Origin of the sequence: Pseudomonas sp. Pdm06, from assembly GCF_014851795.1 — a bacterium.
In the GTDB taxonomy this organism is placed as follows: domain Bacteria; phylum Pseudomonadota; class Gammaproteobacteria; order Pseudomonadales; family Pseudomonadaceae; genus Aquipseudomonas; species Aquipseudomonas fluorescens_AA.
On record NZ_JACVAH010000009.1, the window covers coordinates 22,557 to 46,025 of the forward strand.

A 23,469-nucleotide genomic window follows, 5' to 3' on the forward strand; every position below is an offset into this window, starting at 1 on the left:
TGTCTGAGTCATGGCCAAGCCTTCGTTTATCAATTTGTGGAAAGCCTATTCCGACCTGCTGATTGCCCATCCTGACGCAAAACCCTGTGACGGTCCCTGGGCAAACCAATGCGCCATACGCATGAGCCTGACGCTCAATGCGGAGAAAACCATCAAGGTCAACAAATCCACCTACACCAAAGACCCCCTGTGTAAGCATGAACACGCCAGGGGCGCCGAGTCATTGGCGAATTGGTTGTGGAAACATCATCTGGGCCATCCAACTATTCTCAGTAACAGCCCCGAAGATCGAAAGACATTGATGGGCAAGACCGGCCTGATTTTCTTCAAGGACTGCTTTCAGCAATCAGGAGAGACTGCCGAAGGTCGTAGCGGCGACCATATCGATCTATGGAATCGTGGCCTGACCCAAACCAGCGACCTTTTCTATCGATCCAAGAAGGTCTGGTTCTGGGAGCTCATTTAATGAACAAGCCCCTGCTCGCCTTATGCCTGACGACTAGCCTGATCAGCCTGAGCGCGTGCGCCGAGCATGCCGGGGCGCCAACGACCCAGGCGGTTTTCGAGGGCCAGTCACTCAGCCTGGTTGACGATCAGGGCCAATGCACGCTGGTCAAACCCGACCAGAGTCGCATGAAGCTGGACATGGAATGGCCGTGCGGCTTCAGCTTGGATAAACAGCAGAAACTGCGCGTGGAAATGTTCAACAACATCCCGATTTTTGCGGTCTGGCGCAGCGAACACATGCCCGCCCCCAGCCGCGATTGTCTGAGCAAAATGCAGGCTATTCGTCAGATGCCGGAAGGTTTTGAGGCGGGAACGGTCAGCCTGTATGCAGCTTGCGGCTCCGGCGGAGACCAGAAAATGTACGTGGCACCCTTTACGTGGTAACCGAAATCGCCACCCGCGATCGCCTCCAGCCCTCCCTATTGGACCGGTTGACCGACGACGATCCGACCAACCCCAAGGAAAGCGCCGACAAACGCGTGCTGTCCCTGACCCAATTGAAAGCCTCGGTGCTGCGTGACCTGGCGTGGCTGCTCAACACCACGTCATTGCTCGACGCCGATGCCACGCTGCACACCCCCGCGGGTACCTCGGTGGTGAATTTCGGCCTGCCGGCACTGGCCGGCAACAGCGCGTCGAACGTCGATGTCTCGGCCTTGGAAACCTTGATCCACCAGGCCATTGCCACCTTCGAACCGCGCATCCTGCGCCACACCCTGCGGGTACGAGCCCGGGCGACCGCCGAGATGAACCACAACGCCTTGAGTTTCGAGATCGAGGGCGACCTCTGGGCCCAACCGGTGCCCCTGCGCCTGATGCTGCAGACCGACCTGGACCTGGAAACCGGCCATGTGCGCGTGGTCAACGCCGACCAGCGGAGACGCTCATGAACCCGCGCCTGCTGGAGCTGTACAACCAGGAACTGCACCACGTGCGCGAAAGCGCGGCGGAGTTCGCCAAGGAATACCCGAAGATCGCCAGTCGGCTGACGTTGTCCGGCATGGACTGCGCCGACCCGTATGTCGAGCGCCTGCTGGAAGGCTTCGCCTACCTGACGGCGCGGGTGCAGCTCAAGCTCGACGCCGAGTACCCGACCTTCACCCACAACCTGCTGGAAATCGCCTACCCCCATTACCTGGCGCCGACACCGTCGATGACCGTGGTGCAGATGCAGGCCGACCCGGACGAAGGCTCGCTGAGCAGTGGCTTCCCGCTGCCCCGCGATACCGTCCTGCGCGCCGCCCTGGGTCGCGAAACCCAGACCTGCTGCGAGTACCGCACCGCCCACGCGGTGACGTTGTGGCCGTTGCAGGTCAGCCAGGCCGAATACTTCGGCAACCCGTCCGTGGTGCTCGGGCGCCTGGCCGCCAGCGAGCCCAAGGCCAAGGCCGGGCTGCGCATCACACTGCGCACCGGCGCCGAACTGCCGTTCAACAGCCTGGCCCTGGACAACCTGCCGCTGTACTTGAGCGGCGCCGACGAACAGCCCTTCCGCCTCTACGAACAACTGCTGGGCAATGCCTGCGCGGTGTTCGCCCGCAAGCCCGGCGGCGACTGGGTGGAGCGGCTGCCCCAGGATGCGTTGCGCTCGCGCGGCTTCGACGATGCCGACGCCGCGCTGCCGGTGGTGTCCCGGGCCTTCCAGGGCTATCGCCTGTTGCAGGAATACTTCGCCCTGCCCCACCGTTTCCTGTTTGTCGACTTCACCCAGTTGAGCCGCGCGGTCAAACGCTGCGACGGCCAGGAACTGGAGTTGATCGTGCTGTTCGACCGTCACGATCCAAGCCTGGAGGGCAGCGTCGGCGCTTCGCAGTTCCTGCCGTTCTGCACCCCGGCCATCAACCTGTTCCCCAAGCGCCTGGATCGCATTCACTTGTCGGAGCGGGTCAACGAACACCACGTGATCGCCGACCGCACCCGGCCGATGGATTTCGAAGTGCATTCGCTCAGCGGCCTCACCGGCCACGGCACGGGGCCGGAGCAGCCGTTCTTGCCGTTCTACGCCGTGCGCGATCCGTCCCGCTATGGCCGCGACCAGGCCTACTACACCGTGCGCCGCGAACCGCGCGTGCTGTCCAGCGACCAACGGCGCAACGGCCCGCGCTCGACCTACATCGGCAGCGAAACCTTCGTCAGCCTGGTGGACAGCCAGCAAGCGCCCTACCGCCACGACCTGCGCCAGTTGGGCGTGACGGCGTTGTGCACCAACCGCGACCTGCCGCTGTTCATGGGCGTGGGCAACGGCAAGACCGACTTCACCCTGGCCGACAGTGCACCGGTTGGCGCCGTGCGTTGCGTGGCAGGTCCCAGTCGCCCACGGGCCAGCCATGCCCACGATGCCAAGGCCTGGCGGCTGATCAGCCAGTTGTCGCTGAACTACTTGTCGTTGAGCGAACAAGGCCAAGGCGCCGCCGCCCTGCGTGAACTGCTGCGCCTGTACGGCGACAGCAACGACGCGGCGCTGCAATTGCAGATCGAAGGCCTGCGGGAAGTCAGCAGCAAGGCTTGCACCCGGCGCTTGCCGATGCCCGGCCCGATCGTGTTCGGTCGGGGCCTGGAGATCACCCTGGAATTCGATGAAAACGCGTTTCGCGGCACCGGGGTGTTCCTGCTCGGTGCGGTGTTCGAACGCTTCCTGGCACGCTACGTGTCGATCAACAGTTTTACCGAGACGGTGATCCGTACCACCGAACGCGGCGAGATCATGCGATGGAAAGCCAAGCCCGGACGTCGTCCGACCCTGTGAGTACCCTGGAAGCGATGCACCAGGAACCCTGGGAATACGACTTCTTCCAGGCGTTGCGGCGCATCGAGTGCGAATCCCCCGAGCTGCCGCGCCTGGGCCATTCCCTGCGCCTGGCCGATGACCCGTTGCGCCTCGGGCAACAAGCCGACTGCACCTTCGCTCCGGCCACCCTCGCCTCGGTGCAACCGGGCGGCGACGGTACGCCGGCGCGCCTGGAGCAATTCTTCTTCGGCCTCGGCGGCCCCAACGGCCCGATGCCGCTGCACATCACCGAATACGTGCGCGAACGCCAGCGCAACAACGCCGACAGTACCAGCAAGCGCTTCCTCGATGTGTTTCACCATCGCCTGCTCAGCCTGTTCTACCGGGCCTGGGCCGAAGCACGGCCGACCGTCAGCCATGACCGCCCGGACGATGACTACTGGTCGGCGCGCCTGGCGGCGCTCAGCGGCCGGGGCATGCCGAGCCTGCTCAACCAGGGGCTGATCCCCGACACGGCGAAGCTGCACTACAGCGGCCACCTGTCGGCGCAAACCCGTTACCCGGACGGTTTGAAGGCGATTCTCAGCGAGTACTTCGGCCTGCCGGTGGAGATCGAAGAATACGTCGGCCAATGGCTGGAGCTGCCCGAACGCAGCCGCGTCGGGGTCAGCGCTCATCAATTGGGCGTGGACTTCTGCCTGGGCCGCTTCGTGTGGGATCGCCAGCACAAATTTCGCATTCGCCTGGGGCCACTCAAGCTCGTTGACTACATGGGCATGCTGCCCGGCAGCCAACCGTTCAACGAGCTGGTGGCCTGGGTCGCCGAATACCTGGGCCATGAGTTGGACTGGGACCTGAACCTGGTCCTGGAACAGCCCGAAGTCCCGGCACTGCAACTCAACGGTCGTTTCCGCCTGGGGTTCAATACCTGGCTGGGCCGCCCCGAAACAGATGCCAACGATTTAATACTGGCCCGGCATTACGCCGAACAGGCCAACACCTCACAGACCTCAAGGAGCCATGAGCATGGGTGAAATCAGTCGCGCCGCGTTGTTCGGCAAACTCAACAGCGTGGCCTACAAAGCCATCGAAGCCGCCACCGTGTTCTGCAAGTTGCGCGGTAACCCTTATGTGGAACTGGCCCACTGGTTTCACCAGTTGCTGCAACTGCAGGACTCGGACCTGCATCGCATCATCCGCCAGTTCAACATCGAGCCGGCGCGCCTGGCCCGTGACCTCACCGAAGCCCTCGACCGCCTGCCACGGGGTTCGACGTCGATCACCGACCTGTCCTCCCACGTCGAAGAAGCCGTGGAACGCGGCTGGGTCTACGGCAGCCTGATGTTCGGCGAAAGCCAGGTGCGCACCGGTTACCTGGTGCTGGGCATCCTCAAGACGCCGAGCCTGCGCCACGCGTTGCTGGGCCTGTCGTCGGAGTTCGACAAGGTCAAGGTCGAAGCCCTGAGCGAGCGGTTTGACGAATACGTCGGCGACTCGCCGGAAAACGCCCTGACCGCCAGCGACGGCTTCAATGCCGGTGCAGTGCCGGGCGAAGCCAGCGGCGCCATGGCCCCCAGCGCCATGGGCAAGCAGGAAGCCCTCAAGCGCTTCACCGTCGACCTCACCGAGCAGGCCCGCAGCGGCAAGCTCGACCCGATCGTCGGCCGTGACGAAGAGATCCGCCAACTGGTGGACATCCTCATGCGCCGCCGGCAGAACAACCCGATCCTCACCGGTGAAGCCGGTGTGGGCAAGACCGCCGTGGTCGAAGGCTTTGCCCTGCGCATCGTCGCCGGCGACGTACCGCCGGCCCTCAAGGACGTGGAACTGCGCAGCCTCGACGTGGGCCTGTTGCAGGCCGGCGCGAGCATGAAAGGCGAATTCGAACAGCGCCTGCGCCAGGTCATCGAAGACGTCCAGGCTTCGCCCAAGCCGATCATCCTGTTCATCGACGAAGCCCACACCCTGGTGGGTGCCGGTGGCGCCGCCGGCACGGGCGACGCGGCCAACCTGCTCAAGCCGGCCCTGGCCCGTGGCACCTTGCGCACCGTGGCTGCCACGACCTGGGCCGAGTACAAGAAACACATCGAAAAAGACCCGGCCCTGACCCGCCGTTTCCAAGTGGTGCAAGTGGCCGAGCCGTCGGAAGACAAAGCCCTGCTGATGATGCGCGGCGTAGCCTCGACCATGGAAAAACACCATCAGGTGCAGATCCTCGACGAAGCCCTGGAAGCCTCGGTCAAGCTGTCCCACCGCTACATTCCCGCGCGCCAGCTGCCGGACAAATCCGTGAGCCTGCTGGACACCGCCTGCGCCCGCGTCGCCATCAGCCTGCACGCCGTGCCGGCCGAAGTGGACGACAGCCGTCGGCGCATCGAAGCGCTGGAAACCGAGCTGCAAATCATCGCCCGTGAGCACGCGATTGGCGTGGTCATCGGCACTCGCCAGACCCACAGCGAAAGCCTGCTGAGCGCCGAACGCGAGCGCCTGGCCGAGCTGGAAAGCCGCTGGGCCGAAGAGAAAACCCTGGTGGACGAGCTGCTCGCCACCCGCGCCACCCTGCGCGAGCGCGTCGGCGTGGTGGACAGCGAGGACGGCAGCGAAGCCAGCCACGCCCTGCGCGAGAAACTGGTGGACCTGCAACAGCGCCTGACCGCCCTGCAAGGCGAAACCCCGCTGATCCTGCCCACCGTGGATTACCAGGCCGTGGCCTCGGTGGTCGCCGACTGGACCGGTATCCCGGTGGGCCGCATGGCCCGCAACGAACTGGAAACCGTGCTCAACCTCGACCAGCACCTGAAAAAACGCATCATCGGCCAGGACCATGCCTTGCAGATGATCGCCAAGCGCATCCAGACCTCCCGCGCCGGCCTCGACAACCCGAGCAAGCCGATTGGCGTGTTCATGCTCGCCGGCACCTCCGGCGTGGGCAAGACCGAAACCGCCCTGGCCCTGGCCGAAGCCATGTACGGCGGCGAGCAGAACGTCATCACCATCAACATGAGCGAGTTCCAGGAAGCCCACACCGTGTCCACCCTCAAGGGCGCGCCACCGGGCTACATCGGCTACGGCGAAGGCGGCGTGCTGACCGAAGCCGTGCGGCGCAAACCGTACAGTGTGGTGCTGCTGGACGAGGTGGAAAAAGCCCACCCGGACGTGCATGAAATTTTCTTCCAGGTGTTCGACAAAGGCGTGATGGAGGACGGCGAAGGTCGGGTGATCGATTTCAAGAACACCTTGATCCTGCTGACCACCAACGCCGGCACCGAACTGATCGCCGACGTCTGCAAGGATCCGCAGAACGTGCCCGAGCCGGAAGAAATCGCCAAGGCCTTGCGCCAGCCGTTGCTGGAGATTTTCCCGCCGGCCCTGCTCGGCCGCCTGGTGACGATCCCGTACTACCCGCTCAGCGACGAGATGCTCAAGGCCATCACCCGCCTGCAACTCAACCGCATCAAGAAGCGCGTGGAGAGCACCCACAAAGTGGCCTTCGACTACGACGACGCGGTGATCGATTTGATCGTCTCGCGTTGCACCGAAACCGAGAGCGGCGGGCGTATGATCGACACCATCCTGACCAACAGCCTGCTGCCGGACATGAGCCGCGAGTTCCTGACCCGCATGCTCGAAGGCAAGGCCTTAGCCGGCGTGCGGATCAGCGCGGTGGACAACGAATTGCAGTACGATTTCAGCGACGCGGCCTGACCTGATAGGAACCGGATCAAGTGTGGGAGCGGGCTTGCTCGCGAAGGCAATCTGTCAGTGACATTAATGTTGGCTGACACACCGCTTTCGCGAGCAAGCCCGCTCCCACAGTGCGTCCGGTGTCTTCAGGCAATCAGCGGCGCAGCCATTACAACGATGAGATGAGCGATGTTATTCAACCAAGCCTCACGCCTGGCCAAGATCACCAGCCCCCTGGGACCTGAGGTACTGCTGCTCAAGGACATGGGCGGCGGCGAAGAACTGGGGCGGCTGTTCAACTATGAGCTGCAGCTGCACTCGCTGGACAACGCCATCGACCTCAATCAGGTGCTCGGCAAGCCCATGTGCGTGAGCCTGCAACTCGATGGCGGTGGCGAGCGTTATTTCCATGGCATCGTCGCCCGTTTCAGCCAGAACGTCGACCAGGGCCAGTTCGCCAGTTACCAGGCCACCCTGCGCCCGTGGTTTTGGCTGCTGACCCGCACCTCCGATTGCCGGATTTTCCAGAACCTGACCATCCCGCAGATCATCAAGCAGGTGTTCCGCGACCTGGGCTTTTCCGATTTCGAAGACGCCTTGAGCCAGACGTATCGCGAGTGGGAATACTGCGTGCAGTATCGCGAGACCAGCTTCGATTTCGTCAGCCGCTTGATGGAACAGGAAGGCATCTACTACTTCTTCCGCCATGAGCAGGGCCGGCATGTGCTGGTGCTGGCCGATGCCTATGGCGCCCACACCACGGCCCCCGGCTACGGCTCAGTACCGTACTACCCGAAGAACGAGCAGCAGCGCGAGCGTGACCACATTCACAACTGGCACCTGGCCCAGGAAGTCCAGCCCGGCTCTCTGGAGCTCAACGACTACGACTTCCAGCGCCCGAGTGCGCGCATCGACGTGCGCTCGGCCATGCCCCGCCCGCACACGGCCGGCGACTATCCCCTGTACGACTACCCTGGCACCTACGTGCAGAGCCAGGACGGCGAACACTACGCCCGCACCCGCATCGAAGCCTTGCAGACCCAGCACGAACAGGTCGAGCTGGCCGGTAACGCTCGGGGCCTGGGCTCGGGGCATCTGTTCAGCCTCACCGGCTTCACCCGCCAGGACCAGAACCGCGAATACCTGATCGTCGGCGCCCGCTACTACATTTCCCAGGAAAGCGGCGAAACCGGCGGTGGCGCGCCTTCGGCGCAGTTCGAAAGCAGCCTGATCTGTATCGACGCCCAGCAAAGCTATCGGCCACTGCCCATCACCCATCGCCCTATCGTCAAAGGCCCGCAGACTGCGTTAGTGGTGGGTCCCAAGGGCGAGGAAATCTGGACTGACCAGTTCGGCCGGGTGAAGGTGCATTTCTACTGGGACCGTCACGACCAATCCAACGAAAACAGCTCGTGCTGGATTCGCGTGTCCCAGGCATGGGCCGGGAAAAACTGGGGCTCGATGCAGATCCCGCGAATTGGCCAGGAAGTGATCGTCAGTTTCCTCGAAGGCGACCCGGATCGGCCGATCATCACCGGTCGCGTCTACAACGCCGAACAGACCGTGCCCTATGACTTGCCCGCCAATGCCACCCAGAGCGGCATGAAAAGCCGTTCGAGCAAGGGCGGCACGCCAGCGAATTTCAACGAAATCCGCATGGAAGACAAGAAAGGCGCCGAGCAACTGTACATCCACGCCGAGCGTAACCAGGACATCGTGGTCGAGGTGGATGAAAGCCATTCGGTGGGCCATGACCGCAACAAGAGCATCGGCCACAACGAGACGGTGACCATCGGCAACAACCGCCTGCGCATCGTCAAGCAGGAGGACATCCTCTCCGTCGGCCAGCGCAAGACCGACAGCATCAGCCAGAGCTACGTGATTGAAGTGGGCGAAAACCTGCGCCTGGTATGTGGCGAAAGCATCCTGGAGCTCAACGCCAGCGGCCAGATCAACCTGACCGGCGTACAGATCAGCTTCTACGCCAGCGGCGATGCCGAGTTCAACACCGGCGGCGTGCTGCACCTGAACAACGGTGGCGGCCCCGGAGCCACGCCGGACGGCCAGGGCGTCAAGGGCAGCATCGACGCCAACATCCAAGCCGCGTTCCCTGCACCCAAGGGCTAACCTCGAGATTTTCGCGCCATGACTTACCGCCTCAATGAATTCCAGTTCCAGCTGCCGCCCAGCGAATTGCTGGACGCAACAATCAACATCCTCAAGTTCCCCGAACTGGGCACATCCTTGATCGTCAGCCGCAGCTTGCTGGCCGAGGGCGAGACCCTGCAAAGCAACCTCGACGACCAGCTCAAGCGCCTGGAAAAACAGGTCCAGGACCTGCGCTGCCAACCGGGCGCCACCGTGCGCGTAGGCGCCAATCAGGAAGTCGAAGCCATCGAACTGCGCAGCCAGTTCAACAAGGGCAATGAAAAGGTCTTCCAGTTCCAGCTGGCCCTGGTGCTGCCCGGCACCCGCAAAATGCTTGCCCTGAGCTACGTGAAAGCCGAGAAACTGGGCGATGCCGAAGCGGCGCATTGGGCAACGATCAAGGGTTCGCTGCTGTTCGACGTTCAGGCTTGATGAGCACCCTGCATGTCTGACGCACTCTGGGCCGCTCGGCTAGGCGACGCGCTGAACCACACCTCGATGATGGCCGATATCCTCGGCGGCGTCCTGGAAGTGGCCGCGAACATTGCGATCACCGCGGTGGCGACGGCTGCCGTGGTCGCGGCCACGGGCATTACCGTTGCCACTGGCGGCTTGGGTTGCTTCCTGCTCGGCGCGGTGGTGGGCGCCGTGGTCGGCCTCGCCATGAGCAAGACCGGGGCCGACAAGGGGCTAAGCGACCTCTGCGAGGGCATCGGCAACGCCCTCTTCCCGCCCACGGTGCAGGCCAACATCCTCACCGGCTCCACCAACACCTTGACCAACAACATCCCTGCCGCCCGCGCCGCCGGGGCGATCGAGTCCCATGTCGCGCCGGCCGGCACCGAACTTGAAGCACCCGAAGCCGAACCCAGCTACCTGGACATGGCCGAGAATTTCTTCTCGCAGATGTGGCGTCCCACCGTCGCCGTGCCCGCGCCCGGTGCCGTGCCCAAGCCGCTGGACATGATCACCTGCATGAAACACCCGCCGATGCCGCCGCAGTTCCTGGCCGAAGGCTCGGACAAAGTCACCATCAACGGCCAGCCCGCCGTGCGCAGTGGCGACCGCAGCACCTGCGATGCGACCGTGGTATCAGCCGGGCTGATTTCACCTGACGTGACCATCGGTGGCGGTTCGGTGGTGGTGCGCGAGATCCGCAGCGGCAAGACCCCGGGCGTCGGGCTGGCGGTCACGGCGCTGCTGATGCTCAAGGGCGGCAAGGGTAAATTCCTCAGTAACCTGCCCTGCATGTTGGTCGGCGGTGCGGCGTCGATGGCGGTCAGTAGCGCGATGGGCGCCGCGGCCAACGCCGCGATGGGCTCGTCGAACCCCGTGCACGCCGCCACCGGGGCCAAAGTGTTGGGCGATGTCGAGGAGATGGACTTCGTCCTGCCCGGCATCTTGCCGATCGACTGGCAACGCTTCTACAACAGCCGCGACGAACGCCGCGACGGATTGTTCGGTGCCGGTTGGAGCGTGCCCTACGAGGTGCGCGTCGAAATCCTGCCCCATCCAGACGGCGGCGAAACCCTGGTCTATAGCGACGAACAGGGCCGACGCATCGACATGGGCTCGATCCCCCTGGGCGGTGCCGTGTTCAGTGCCGGTGAAGGCCTCAGCGTGCGCCGGCATGCCAACGGCGAGTTGCTGATAGAGAGCGCGGACGGGCTGTACCGCTTGTTCGAACCCACGCCAGCCAATGCAGCGCTGCTGCGCCTGAACCAACTGGGTGACCGCAACGACAACCGTATCCACCTGGAATACGACGATAACGGACGCCTGGCGCAACTGCGTGACACCTTCGACCTGACCCGCATCGCACTGGCGTATGACGAGCGCTGGCCACAACGGGTCAGCCGGATCGACCGCCTCTATGCCGATCAACGCCGGGAAGTGCTGATGCACTATGGCTACGACGGCCAGGGCGATCTGGCGCAGGTCCGTCAGTCCAACGACCAGGTAAAACGTCGCTACGCCTACGACGCCGGGCGGCGAATGGTGGAACACCAACTGCCTACCGGGCTTCGCTGTTTCTATGAATGGGCGTTGGTTGAAAACCTGGAATGGCGCGTGGTTCGCCACTGGACCGACGCGGGCGACGCCTACACCTTCGATTACGACCTGGCCGCCGGGACCACGCGCATCACCGACGGTTTGCAGCGCATCAGCACCCGTCGCTGGGATACCCGATATCAGATTACCGAAAACACCGACGCGCTGGGTCGCACCTGGACCTTCCAGTGGAACGACGAAAGCCAGTTGCTGGGGGCGACCGATCCCAACGGCGGACAACATCAGTTCAGCTATGACGAAGCGGGCAACCTCTGCGAAACCCGCGACCCGCTGGGGCGCAGCGAGTCAACCCTGTGGCTCGAACACTGGGCCTTGCCCCTGGCTGAAACCGATGCCGCAGGAAATACCTGGCAATACCGCTATGACGCGCGGGGCAACCGCATTCGCGAAACCGACCCGCTGGGCCACGTCACCCGCTATCGCCACGACGCCCACGGCCAAGTGGTGGAGGTCATCGACGCCACCGGCAAAAGCAAGCGCATGCGCTGGACGGCGCTTGGGCAACTCAGCGAACACACCGATTGTTCCGGTTACACCACACGGTTGAGCTATTGCGAGCGAGGGCTGTTGCTCAGCAGCACCGACGCACTGGGAGAGCGGACGCTTTTCAGCTACGACGACCAGGGTCGACTGCTGAGCAAGCAACTGCCGGACGGGCGCACCGAGCACTATCAGCGTGACGCAAGCGGACAGTTGATCAGCTATAGCGATCCGGCCGGGCATACGACAACTTTCCAACACACCCTAAGCGGTCAACTGCAGGTGCGCACCGACGCCCATGGTCGCCGGGTGGAGCTGAGCTACGACAACTACGGGCGCCTGCTGGCCCTGACCAACGAAAACGGTGAGCGCTACCGGTTCGCCTGGGACGCCGCCGACCGCTTGACCGCCCAACACAGCCTGGACGGCAGCCTCAAGCGCTACGCCTACGACCCGCTGGACAACGTCACCCGCGTGGAAGCGCTCGCGGTGCCTGGCAGCACTGACCTGGACCTCGCCCCCCAAGCCCCCATCATTCATGAGCTGGAGCGCGATGCGATGGGGCGACTGGTGGCGAAAGTCACCGCAGACGGGCGCACCGAGTACCGCTATGACGCGCTCGACCAGGTCAACGCGATCACCTTCACCAGCCAGACCGGTGAAGTACAAAGCCTGGGCTTGCGTTACGACGCCCTGGGGCAATTGATTACCGAGCAAGGCTGGGCGGGGAACCTCGAACATCGCTATGACGAACTGGGCAACCTGAACCAGACGCTGCTTCCCGACGGTCGTTGGCTGAACCGCCTGCACTACGGCAGCGGTCACCTGCACCAGATCAACCTCGACGGCCAGGTCATCAGCGATTTCGAGCGCGACCGCCTGCACCGCGAAGTGCTGCGTACCCAGGGGCGCCAGAGCACCCGCAGCGAATACGACCGCAGTGGCCGCCTGCGGGCCCGCCAGCGGCGGCAACAGGGTCAATCCACGCTGCTGCAGCCTGTGGCGCAATCGCTGTTTGGCTATGACGCCAGCGATCAACGGGTGGAGCGCTTCGACAGCCAGCCCGAAGCGTCCCATCGCCAGTTACTGCACTATGACGCCACCGGCCGCATCCTTGCCAGCCAGGACAACCTTCAAGGCCAGCGTGAAAGCTTTGCCTATGACCCAGCCGCCAACCTGCTGGACGGCCTGGGCACAGGCCAGGTCGCGCATAACCGCTTGTTGACCTACCAGGACAAGCGCTACCGCTATGACGGTTTCGGTCGCATGGTGGAAAAACGCAGCGCCCGACGTGGCGTCCAGCGTTTTCGCTACGATGCCGAACAACGCCTGGTGGAAGTGCGCAACGATAACGGCTCGGTCGTAAAAATGACCTATGACCCGTTGGGTCGACGCATCGAAAAAGCCGAGTACGACCGCAACGCCACGCTGCTCAGCCGCACCCGTTTCACCTGGGATGCGCTGCAACTTTTGCAGGAACACCGCGACAGCCAGACCAGCCTCTACATCTACGCCGACGACAGCCACGAACCCCTGGCGAGGGTCGACGGCCTGGGTGATCAGCAGAAGGTCCGCTACTACCACAACGACTTCAACGGCCTCCCCGAACAGCTCTCGGAAGCCGACGGCCACACACTCTGGCGAGCCCGTTACCAAGTGTGGGGCAACACCGCCGAAGAGCTGCGCGAACCGTATTACATCGAAGAGCAGAACCTGCGCTTCCAGGGCCAATACCTGGACCGCGAAACCGGGCTGCACTACAACACCCTGCGTTTCTACGACCCGGACATCGGCCGCTTCACCACACCGGACCCGATCGGCCTAGCCGGTGGGCTGAACCTCTACCAGTACGCGCCGAACCCGGTGAGTTGGATCGACCCCTTCGGGCTGATGAAATGCTCGACGCCGCCCAAGGGTCGCAAGGTCAACCGAACGGTGTATCGCTTTGAAGAGCCGGGGCGGATCAGCACGACTTGGACGGCGCACAAGTGGAACGTCGCCTCCAGGCACCGTTACACCGCCCCCGGCCTGGGCGGTGTCTATGGCGCCAACTCACGCAAGACAGCCATGGGCGAAGTCAATCACTGGGGCGTGGACCTGTCCACACGGGTGCTGGTCAGCAAGAAAGTGCAGCTCAACAACGTCCTGGACCTGACCCGGGCCGATGTGCGCAAACAATTGGGGGTCTCCCTCAAGAGCATTACCGGCGACAAATACACCCAGACCCATCAAATCGGCGCCTGGGCCAAGGCTAATGGTTATGATGGGATCCTGGCGCCGTCGGCGCGAAACCCGACCGGCAGCAACTTGATTTCGTTTGCAGGTTTTTAAAATGGGACTGGAAGACGAATACGTCGGCGACGCCGATTGGCAGCATTTCGTGCGGTTGTACGAAGAGGACTACCTCGACGACAACGCCCGCGCGCTGGCCAAGGCCATGGATGACAACCTCGACATGGCCGTGGTGCTCTACGGCAAAAGGGGGCTCAAGGAAGGCTTATGGTGGCTGGAACAGACAGTGCCCGCCCTGGGCAACAAACGCCCGGCCGATTGCCTCAAGACCCCGAAACTGATCAAGCGCCTGAGAATGGCCCTGATGAGCATGCCCTAACCCACAAGGACAGATGCAATGGAAGGCATCCAACTGCTTGAACACACCCTCCCCAGCCACCCTACCCGTCTGAGCAACGTGCATGTCTGACGCGCTCTGGGCCGCCCGCCTGGGCGATGCACTCAACCACACCTCGATGATGGCCGACATCCTGGGCGGTGTATTGGAGGTGGCGGCCAACATCGCGATCACCGCCCTGGCGACCGCCGCCGTGGTCGCGGCCACGGGCATTACCGTGGTTACCGGCGGCCTGGGTTGCTTCGTCCTGGGCCTGGTGGTGGGCACCATCGTCGGCCTGGCCATGAGCAAGACCGGGGCCGACAAAGGCCTGAGCAATTTATGCGAGGGCATCGGCAACGCCCTCTTTCCGCCCACGGTGCAGGCCAACATCCTCACCGGCTCCAAGGACACCTTCACCAACAACATCCCCTCGGCCCGGGCGGCCGGTGCGGTGTTTTCCCATGTGGCGCCGGCCGGCACCGAACTGGAAATGCCCGAGCCGGAAGAAGAACCCAGTTACCTGGACATGGCCGGGAGTTTCTTCTCGCAAATGTGGCGCCCCACTGTCGCCTCGCCCGCCCCCGGTACGGAGACCCGACCGGAAGACCTGGTGATCTGCACCAAGCACCCACCCATGCCACCGCAGTTCATGGCCGAAGGTTCGGAGAAGGTCACCATCAACGGCCAGCCCGCCGTGCGCAGCGGCGACCGCAGCACCTGCGATGCCACGGTGGTGTCGGCTGGGCTGATTTCCCCTGACGTGACCATTGGCGGCGGCTCGGTGGTGGTGCGCGAGATTCGCAGCGGCAAGACCCCGGGCGTGGGCCTGGCGGTCACCGCACTGCTGATGCTCAAGGGCGGCAAGGGCAAGTTCTTCAGCAAACTGCCGTGCATGCTGGTGGGCGGCGCGGTGTCCATGGCCGCCAGCAGCGCGGCGAACGCGGCCGCCAATGCGGCCATGGGTTCGTCGAACCCAGTGCATGCCGCCACCGGGGCCAAGGTGCTGGGCGCTGACGAGGACCTGGATTTCGTCTTGCCCGGCATCCTGCCGATTGACTGGCAGCGCGTCTACAACAGCCGCGACGAACGCCACGACAGTCTGTTCGGCGCCGGCTGGAGCGTCGCCTACGAAGTGCAGGTGGAAATCCAGCGCCACCCCGAGGGCGGCGAAACCCTGGTCTACACCGACGAACAGGGCCGGCCCATCGACATGGGCTCCATCCCCTTGGGCGGCGCGGTGTTCAGCGCCGGCGAAGGCCTGGCCGTGCGCCGCCATGTGAACGGGCAACTGCTGATCGAAAGCGAAAACGGCCTGTACCGTTTGTTCGAACCTTCACCCGCCAACCCCTCACACCTGCGCCTGAGCCAACTGGGCGACCGCAACGACAACCGCATCCACCTCGACTACGACGACGCCGGACGCCTGGTACGGCTGCGCGACACCTTCGACCTGGTGCACGTCGAGCTGATCCGCGCAGGCGAACGCGTCACCCACATCGAGCGCCTCTACCCCGACCAAACGCGGGAGGTGCTGGTCAGCTACGCCTACGACGCGGCCAACACCCTCGCCGAAGTGCGCGACGCCAGCGGCCAGGTGCAACGGCGTTTCCGCTACGACGCCGGGCAACGGATGGTCGAGCACCAGTTGCCCACCGGCCTGCACTGCTTCTACGAATGGGCCCTGATCGACGACCAGGAATGGCGCGTGGTCCGGCACTGGACCGACGAAGGCGACACCTACCAGTTCGACTATGACCTCGAGGCCGGCATCACCCGCATCAGCGACAGCCTGCAACGCGTCAGCACCCGGCAGTGGAACAGCCAGCACCAGATCACCCAATACACCGACAACCTCGGCCAGACCTGGCTGTTCGAATGGAACGACGAACGCCAGTTGCTCAGCGCCACCAATCCACAAGGCGGCCAGTACCAATTCAACTACGACGACGCTGGCAACCTGATCAGCGAAACCGACCCGTTGGGCCGCAGCGAATCCACCCTCTGGCTCGAACACTGGGCCCTGCCGCGGGTGGACACCAACCCCGCCGGCCACAGCTGGAAATACCGCTACGATCAACGCGGCAACTGCACAGCGCAAATCGACCCGCTGGGCCACGTCACCCGCTATCGCCACGACGCCCACGGCCAGGTCGTGGAAATCATCGACGCCACCGGCAAAAGCAAAAAACTGCGCTGGAGCCCGTTCGGCCAATTGGTGGAACACGTCGATTGCTCGGGTTACCCGACGCGCTTCAGCTACGACGCCCGCGGTTACCTGCAGACCATCACCGACGCCCTCGGCGAACGCACCCAATTCAGCTACGACGCCCAGGGGCGTTTGCTCGGCAGCCAGTTGCCGGACGGCCGCACCGAGCGCTACCAGCGCGACACCGCCGGCCAGCTCACCGGCTACACCGACCCGGCCGGGCACACCACGCTCTACCAACACAACCGCCGCGGCCAGGTCCGCCAACGCACCGACGCCCAGGGCCGGCAGGTGCAGTTTGTCTACGACAGCTTCGGCCGGCTGCAAGCGCTGACCAACGAGAATGGCGAAAGCTACCGGTTTGCCTGGGATGCAGGGGATCGGTTGGCCGAACAGCGCAACCTTGATGGCAGCGCCAAGGGCTACACGTACGACGCTCTCAACAACGTAAAGCGAGTCGAAACCGTCGCCGCGCCGCGAGGTGGTCATCAGCCCAGTGAAAAGCCCCTTGTTCATCAGTTAGAACGTGATGCCATTGGCCGGCTGACAACCCGAATCACACCGGATGGACAGTCCCGGTACAGCTATAGCCCGTTGAATCAGTTAATCGAAGCCACGGTCATCGATAACGACGGCAACGAACAACGACTGGGCTTTGCCTATGACGCTCTGGGTTATCTGATCGAGGAGCAGAGTTCAGCAGGTGTTCTGAAGCATCACTACGATGAACTCGGCAACCTGATCCAGACCCACCTACCCGATGGCCGTTGGGTCAACCGTTTGTACTACGGCAGTGGTCATCTGCACCAAATCAACCTCGACGGCCACGTCATCAGCGACTTCGAACGCGATCGGCTGCATCGAGAGGTGCTACGCACCCAAGGCCAAATCAGCACACGGAGTGAGTACGACCGTAGCGGGCGCTTACGCAGCCGCCAACGTCGGCATACCCGCCAACCGGCGTTGATCCCTGCCACCGATCAGACCCATTTCGAGTTTGATCCTGGTGACCACCTGGTGGGGCGCCTTGAGCGGCTGCCAACAGGTCAACAACGCCAATTGCTGCACTACGATGTGACGGGCCGGATCCTGGCAAGCCAGGGCACTCGGCAAAGCCAGAATGAAACATTTTCCTTCGATGCCGCCGCCAATCTCCTCGACAGTTCACCGGGTACAAGTGGGCGGGTTACGCACAACCAACTCAAGCGCTATCAGGATAAGCACTATCGCTACGATGGCTTTGGCCGAATGATTGAAAAGCGCAGCAGCCGGCATGGCCTGCAGCGGTTCAGCTACGACTCGGATCATCGGCTGGTTGAAGTTAGAACGCACAAGTCCGACGGTGAAAGCATCGTCAGGATGCGCTACGACCCGTTGGGCCGAAGGATTGAGAAAACCGAACACGATGACGACGGACGTCTCATCGCCTGCACGCGTTTCGACTGGGATGGCCTGCAGCTACTCAAGGAACATAAAAATAGCCTGACCAGCCTGTACCTCTACATCGGCGACAGTCACGAACCCTTGGCCCGCGTCGACGGCATCGATGAACATCAACGCATCCGCTATTACCACAACGACCCCAATGGTTTGCCACAAGCCTTGACGGAAAGTGACGGCCATCCGCTATGGCACGCTCGCTACCAGGTATGGGGCAACACCACTGATGAAGTCCGTGAACCGTACTACATCGAAGAGCAGAACCTGCGGTTTCAGGGGCAGTACCTGGACCGGGAAACGGGCCTGCACTACAACACCTTCCGCTTCTATGATCCCGACATAGGCCGCTTTACCACGCCCGACCCGTTGGGCCTGGCGGCAAGCCTGAATCTCTATCGCTACGCACCGAATCCATTTACCTGGATCGACCCGCTGGGGCTCAAAGAGAATGAGATTATCCGGTACATGGGCGAAAGCGAAACCGTCTCGTCCAAGGCTGCCAACGGGGGCAAAGGTGGCCTGGTTCCGAATATTCGAGGAGAGAAAGCGGTGTGGGTCAACCAGGACAGTAACCCTGGATTCAACCCAGGCAATGAGAAGTATCGGGTAGTGGCCACCGTCAATAACGAAGGTGTGAGCATGCTCAATAATCACAAGGACATCTCTACCGTTGACTATAAAGAGACGGGCCTGAAAGATGGCGTGCTGTCCAAGACGAATGAGCCCAAGGCCAGAGGCATCGGTTTCCGATTATTGGATAAATTCAATAAAACCATTACGTCATTTCGTGTCGAGAAAAAAGGCCCGAACGGAAAATGGAAGACCTGCGGATAACGCCAGATGGACATATTCGATCTTCTCTCCTACAAGCTTGAAAACTTCCTGAACGTCCGGCCGTATCCGAAGGCGTTGGGTGCTGTTTTTTACGAAGAAGACGAGCCTGCGCTGCTGACCGCTGTCGCCAGAAAACGCAATGGCGCGCCCTTCAGCGTTAGCCGCTGGCATGATTTGTTTTCCGTCAGCGCTTTCGAAAAAGCCATGTTGAAGAACGGCTTCACAGAACCCGACTGCTACGCCCTGCTGCTGGTCCTGTCGCGTTTTGGCTACCTGCTTGAAATCGACAACCGTCAACGAACCAACAAGCAGTACTTTATTTTCTTCTACCTGATCCAGCTGATCAGCTTGAAGAAAAGCGCCCTGGATGCGGACGCGCACCTGAGGAACTACATGCTCAGGTTCCTGCTTTTCGAATTGAGCATTGATGACGAGGCTTATCGCCGGTTCAGCATCGAAGGCGATCAACTGATGATGGCGACCGACGGGCTGGGGCCCGTGGCTTTTCTGGATGTGATTGATCGGGTCTACAAAACGATCAAGGCCGACAGCAGGAAAGAGCATGAACTGCTCAGTACGTTGAAAACCTTTCAAACAAGCACCGTCAGATTACTCACCGAGCCCGACGAGACTCATTACCGCTTCGCGATCAATGATCGCCACAGCGAGCTTATGTACCCCGATGTATTTCTGCTCACGTACGCTCAGGACCCGAAAAAAATATTTGATGCGTTGATCGATGCGGTCAATCCGCTTCAGTCAACGGCAAACCTGTTCGTCTCCAATATGGTTGTGATGAATTACGCCTTTCACATCCTGAAAGACAAACCTCGCGACGTTCTAAAACTGAAAAAACACGTCCGTGATGAAGCGTTGTTTGGCCAATTGCTGGAGGTGATCATCCGGCGTCGGATGGGGGTCGACAAAGCGCTGTTCGAAAAAATTCCCACGGGGCAGGATCTGGCCTTGATCAACGATGAGCACACCTCGTTCTACAACATCTTGTACAGCCACGCAGGTTAAGCACAAATCCCCGTGGCGAGGGAGCTTGCTCCCGCTGGGCGGCGAAGCCGCCCCCGCTTGCCGAAAAAAATGCGCTTTGGCTTGGCCTCCCAACATTCTTTTGCTCGGCTCAGTCGCGGACATCGACTCCATGAGCTATACCAGAGTGCCATCATCGCCAAGCAAAGGGAGCCATGCGCCATGAAGGGGACCTTATTAGCTTTCATCATTATGTCTATCGCCGGCTGCGCCAACCTGAACAGCATCTACCGAACTTTTGATGTTTCTCGTGGGGAAAGCTCCCTGAGCGATATTCGACAGAGAGCCATACTGGTAGCCCCCAATGAGAACGTAACCAGAAAATACGACACCACCGGAAAGCTCGTTTCGGAGGAGCACAAAAAGAACGGGGTGTTTGTCTGTGCAGAACCCAGCCCCGATGCAATGGCCTCCCTTGCTTATGAGTTGGCGGCAAAAGGGGGGTATCCAGGTAAGGCAAGCGGTGAATTGGCTTTCGCCATGCAGGATGGAGCCGCATTCACAGGCATACGCACACAAAGCATCCAGTTGCTCCGTGATTTCGGCTATCGCTTGTGTGAGAGCTACATGTCTGGCGCGATAAGCGCCGCTCAATATGACCTTCTCATGAGGCGCTTCCAAAAAAATACAGTGGCCCTTTTGGCGATTGAGCAACTGACAGGAACGGTGAAGGCCCCTCCAATAGCCCTCACCACAAGTGGGCGGGCCGAAGCGACAAAATCACTTTCCGAACAAAGAGCAGAGAGAGAAAAGGTCAGCGATAGAATTTCTGCCCTGGAAACAGAGAAGACGGCCGTAGACAAAAAAATCAGTGACGCAAAAAAAGCGGACGCCAAGGCCGATACCTCGGAAATGGATCAAACCGCATCGGACCTGGCGGAAAAAATCAAAAACCTGAAAGACGATAGAACCGTTATCGACAGCGCAATAGCCGATACAAAAGGCGTCATTGCAGACGGAGAAATAAAGGTAAAAATAGAAACCACTGGCATGGGTAGCCAACGATCAGACGCCCACATACAACAAATAGCAAAAACAGTCGAAGGGATTGTTAATAACGTTGTGCTTGCCGATGATGAACAGCAATTGTGCATGTCGGCTCTTTTATTGCCAGACCCGAATGAGGGCCAGAAAAAATTCTCGGCTTGGTGCATCAAGGCAATGGATACCCAGGCTGAAGCCCGAGAAATAGCGATAAAAAACACGAAAACCAGATTGGAGCGAATAGAAGCCGATTTGCAAAGTGGAGCCAGTGAGGAGAAAAAAGCACCACTAAAAGCGGAGCGTGACAGCCTTTTAGAAGGACTTAAAAACCCCGGCCTGTACAGTCACACTTTGGATAAAAAACTTATGTAAAGACCCTATGTGCCTGCCGATACATCTCGGAGCGCACGGGTAGACAAAGGACAAGGGCACAAAACGAAGCGTCAAGGCAGTAATGTCTCGACGCTTTTTTATTGATCGCGCTTGGCTGTTCCAGAAAAGGTAAATTCATTGCTGGCGAACCGAGCGCTGGATAACGTCGACCCACGATAGCCGCAACACCACCAACCCGTGGCGAGGGAGCTTGCTCCCGCTGGGCGGCGAAGCCGCCCCAAAACAGGCTGACGCATTTCTCCGGAAAAAACCGCATCAGCCGGTTTACGTCGGCTGCGCCACCCTACGGAGCGATCTCTGGCCACGGATCGCGTACACCTTCAGATCGAGAAGGGCCGGATTTAGGTGTGTAACGTACTGCCGCCTTCGCGAGCAAGCTCGCTCCCACAAGGGATTTGCGTGAACGCAATGCCTATGAACAACTCGGAAAAAACTGTGGGAGCGAGCTTGCTCGCGATGACGGCGGCACCTTCAACATCACCGGGTCAGACAAGACCGCTATTGCGAACAGCTCGCTCCCACAAGGGGAATGTCACCACCAAGACGAAACATCACCCAAGGCATCACGCAACTGAGCCGCACCAATACGCCGCTGCCCCGGATCAAACGCCAACGCCATTCGCAGCGCCGGCCAGCAACGCCTGGGCAGGTGGCGCGGTGCCTTGAGCCCGCGCTCCAACCGGGCATCGCGGGCCTCGGTGGCGGGTAACCGTCGGAACGGGTGTTGGCCGCTCGCCAGTTCATACAGCACGCAAGCCACACCATAGACATCGGCACCCGCTGACAGGCGTGCACCTTCAAGCAGCTCAGGTGCCGCGTAACCTGGCGTCCAGGCGTTGAGGCGCTCACGGTTCAGGTTCGGCAGGTACCGCGAGGGCCCTTCCTCGGCCAGGCCCAAGCCAAAATCGAACAGACGCAGGCCCTCCTCGCTCAACATGACGTTGCTCGGCTTCATGTCGCCGTGCAGCACGCTCCGGCCGTGGGTGTACACCAAGGCATCGAGCAGCAGCAAAACTTCCTGTACGTGCATTACCTTAGCTCTAATTGCATGTTTAGCTGGACAGCTAAACATACCAAACCAGCTAATAATCGATCATTTTTTGATCTATCAAGACTCTGGTACCAGTTAGGATCAGCTTGTAGAACATCAAGGAATTTCACCGTACGGTTCCCCCCCCAACGCCCAACGACTACTCAAACTCATTCATTGCTGCCGAGCCGAATGCCGGGTTATGTCGCCTCCCCCTCACCGCACCACAATCCCGCTGGACGAAAAAATCACCCCAAAACAGTCGGCTCATTCCTACAGAAAAATCACTGTGCCACCGAACGAGAGCAAGCTCCCTCGCCCCGAATCCTGGGCATTACAAAGGCTTGTTTATTCTCCCTCCGCAACGCCTCCACCAAGCTACGAATCCTTGCGCCATTGCCTACAACTACGCCAGAATCCGCCCGCTTGTGCGCCTTGTCTCTAGCCTCTATCGTTTTCCCTGCCACTGCCCATCAGTGGTCGGGTTTAGTAGCCCTGGTTGGAAATACATAATGGTTGCATGAGTCTCATCAGTCAGGCGTTATCTGCACTTGATGGTGGCTGTGCGCATGGCGCCCTCGGGCGCGCCGGGCTTTTATGTGTTTTCCACCGGTCTACTAACTTGCGCACAGCTGCCACCCCTTCGTTTAGTAGCGAGATGGTTGCGGCCTACTAAAGGGAAAAATGCATATGTTCAAGATAACTCCAAATCCTCCAGAAACAGACCCAAACGCTCCCCGTTCCGGTAGCAAAAACAAAACGCAGGACGAAGCTGCTAAACGCGCCTTGGATTACTACCTGCTACCAAAACCGGAAAAGTCCGAAGATGCATCCAAACCGGGCCAGCTATTCACCGTGGCAAAAAACGCCGACAACGAATGCCTGCTCGCCAACCTTAGCGAAAACCTGGCATCCGCCGACGCGATGATCAGCAACCTGGCCTTCGACCTGGAAGGCCCCCGCCGCCACATCGCCCTCGGCATCCAGCAACTGATTGAACTGAGCTCATTGCTGGCGAACCGAGTGCTGGATAACGTCGATCCACGCTAGCAGCCAATGCAAAGAAAAAGGCATATCGGTTAATCGATATGCCTTTTTCCTATTCCGGCCAAGGGGATATTAGCGGTAGCTCTGCGTGGTCATCTAAAAGAGTGCCAGCGAGTTAAGAAAAATAAGCAAATTGGGTTCAACTTAAGATTTCCTTGGCACACGAAAAAAATCCTATGCCAAAGGAAGAAAATTAAGAAAAATTTCGCTATGACGGCTCGACCCTTGGCACCCATCGACTATCGAACGGAGTTGAATGCAGA

The 23,469-nt window shown here is 61.0% G+C and carries 14 protein-coding genes and 1 pseudogene; 14 read left to right on the plus strand and 1 reads right to left on the minus strand.

Annotated elements, in window-relative coordinates; translation table 11 throughout:
- Positions 1 to 10 precede the first annotated feature (10 nt).
- From IB266_RS15910 to IB266_RS15970, 13 genes are all read left to right on the plus strand, one after another.
- Entirely contained in the window at positions 11 to 466 is a 456-nt protein-coding gene (locus tag IB266_RS15910; RefSeq protein ID WP_060740018.1) for a type VI secretion system amidase effector protein Tae4, read from the plus strand.
- Positions 466 to 891: a hypothetical protein gene (locus IB266_RS15915; protein ID WP_060740017.1), complete on the plus strand. Its 426-nt coding sequence runs from the start codon at positions 466 to 468 to the stop codon at positions 889 to 891. The genes IB266_RS15910 and IB266_RS15915 overlap by 1 nt, the downstream gene beginning before the upstream one ends.
- Positions 885 to 1,397: a type VI secretion system baseplate subunit TssE gene (gene tssE, locus IB266_RS15920; protein ID WP_058542707.1), complete on the plus strand. Its 513-nt coding sequence runs from the start codon at positions 885 to 887 to the stop codon at positions 1,395 to 1,397. Before IB266_RS15915 ends, tssE begins: the two co-directional genes overlap by 7 nt.
- Positions 1,394 to 3,253: a type VI secretion system baseplate subunit TssF gene (gene tssF, locus IB266_RS15925; RefSeq protein WP_060740016.1), complete on the plus strand. Its 1,860-nt coding sequence runs from the start codon at positions 1,394 to 1,396 to the stop codon at positions 3,251 to 3,253. Before tssE ends, tssF begins: the two co-directional genes overlap by 4 nt.
- The gene (tssG, locus tag IB266_RS15930) at positions 3,217 to 4,269 is read left to right on the plus strand and encodes a type VI secretion system baseplate subunit TssG (RefSeq protein ID WP_060740015.1); all 1,053 of its coding nucleotides are present in this window, start codon (positions 3,217 to 3,219) and stop codon (positions 4,267 to 4,269) included. Before tssF ends, tssG begins: the two co-directional genes overlap by 37 nt.
- Positions 4,262 to 6,940, plus strand: coding sequence for a type VI secretion system ATPase TssH (tssH, locus tag IB266_RS15935; RefSeq protein ID WP_192261743.1), 2,679 nt, complete (start codon positions 4,262 to 4,264; stop codon positions 6,938 to 6,940). Before tssG ends, tssH begins: the two co-directional genes overlap by 8 nt.
- A 168-nt stretch (positions 6,941 to 7,108) precedes the next feature.
- The gene (tssI, locus tag IB266_RS15940; protein WP_092168355.1) at positions 7,109 to 9,046 is read left to right on the plus strand and encodes a type VI secretion system tip protein TssI/VgrG; all 1,938 of its coding nucleotides are present in this window, start codon (positions 7,109 to 7,111) and stop codon (positions 9,044 to 9,046) included.
- 18 nt (positions 9,047 to 9,064) lie between these two features.
- On the plus strand, positions 9,065 to 9,499 hold the full coding sequence (locus IB266_RS15945) for a DcrB-related protein (protein WP_072407508.1): 435 nt from the start codon (positions 9,065 to 9,067) through the stop codon (positions 9,497 to 9,499).
- A 12-nt stretch (positions 9,500 to 9,511) separates the two neighbouring features.
- A complete protein-coding gene (locus IB266_RS15950) occupies positions 9,512 to 13,951 on the plus strand; it encodes an RHS repeat-associated core domain-containing protein (protein ID WP_192261744.1) in 4,440 nt (1,479 codons plus the stop codon).
- Position 13,952: 1 nt separating this feature from the next.
- Positions 13,953 to 14,231, plus strand: a complete 279-nt coding sequence (locus IB266_RS15955) for a hypothetical protein (protein ID WP_092168349.1) — start codon at positions 13,953 to 13,955, stop codon at positions 14,229 to 14,231.
- A gap of 82 nt (positions 14,232 to 14,313) precedes the next feature.
- Positions 14,314 to 18,711: an RHS repeat-associated core domain-containing protein gene (locus IB266_RS15960; protein ID WP_225613554.1), complete on the plus strand. Its 4,398-nt coding sequence runs from the start codon at positions 14,314 to 14,316 to the stop codon at positions 18,709 to 18,711.
- Positions 18,712 to 18,717: 6 nt separating this feature from the next.
- Positions 18,718 to 19,734 carry a hypothetical protein gene (locus IB266_RS15965; protein WP_192261745.1) on the plus strand — a complete coding sequence of 339 codons (1,017 nt, stop codon included), beginning with the start codon at positions 18,718 to 18,720 and terminating at the stop codon, positions 19,732 to 19,734.
- Positions 19,735 to 19,914: 180 nt separating this feature from the next.
- Complete coding sequence (locus tag IB266_RS15970; RefSeq protein ID WP_192261746.1) at positions 19,915 to 21,108, plus strand: hypothetical protein; 1,194 nt, start codon at positions 19,915 to 19,917, stop codon at positions 21,106 to 21,108.
- 553 nt (positions 21,109 to 21,661) lie between these two features.
- On the opposite strand, the pseudogene IB266_RS15975 reads toward IB266_RS15970, so the two are convergent.
- Positions 21,662 to 22,141, minus strand: a pseudogene (locus IB266_RS15975) (protein kinase domain-containing protein); the annotation flags it as partial.
- Positions 22,142 to 22,849: 708 nt separating this feature from the next.
- Between IB266_RS15975 and IB266_RS15980 the strand changes: the two are divergent.
- Positions 22,850 to 23,209 (plus strand): DUF6124 family protein, encoded by a 360-nt coding sequence (locus IB266_RS15980; RefSeq protein ID WP_192261747.1) that lies wholly within the window; start codon positions 22,850 to 22,852, stop codon positions 23,207 to 23,209.
- Positions 23,210 to 23,469: the final 260 nt, after the last annotated feature.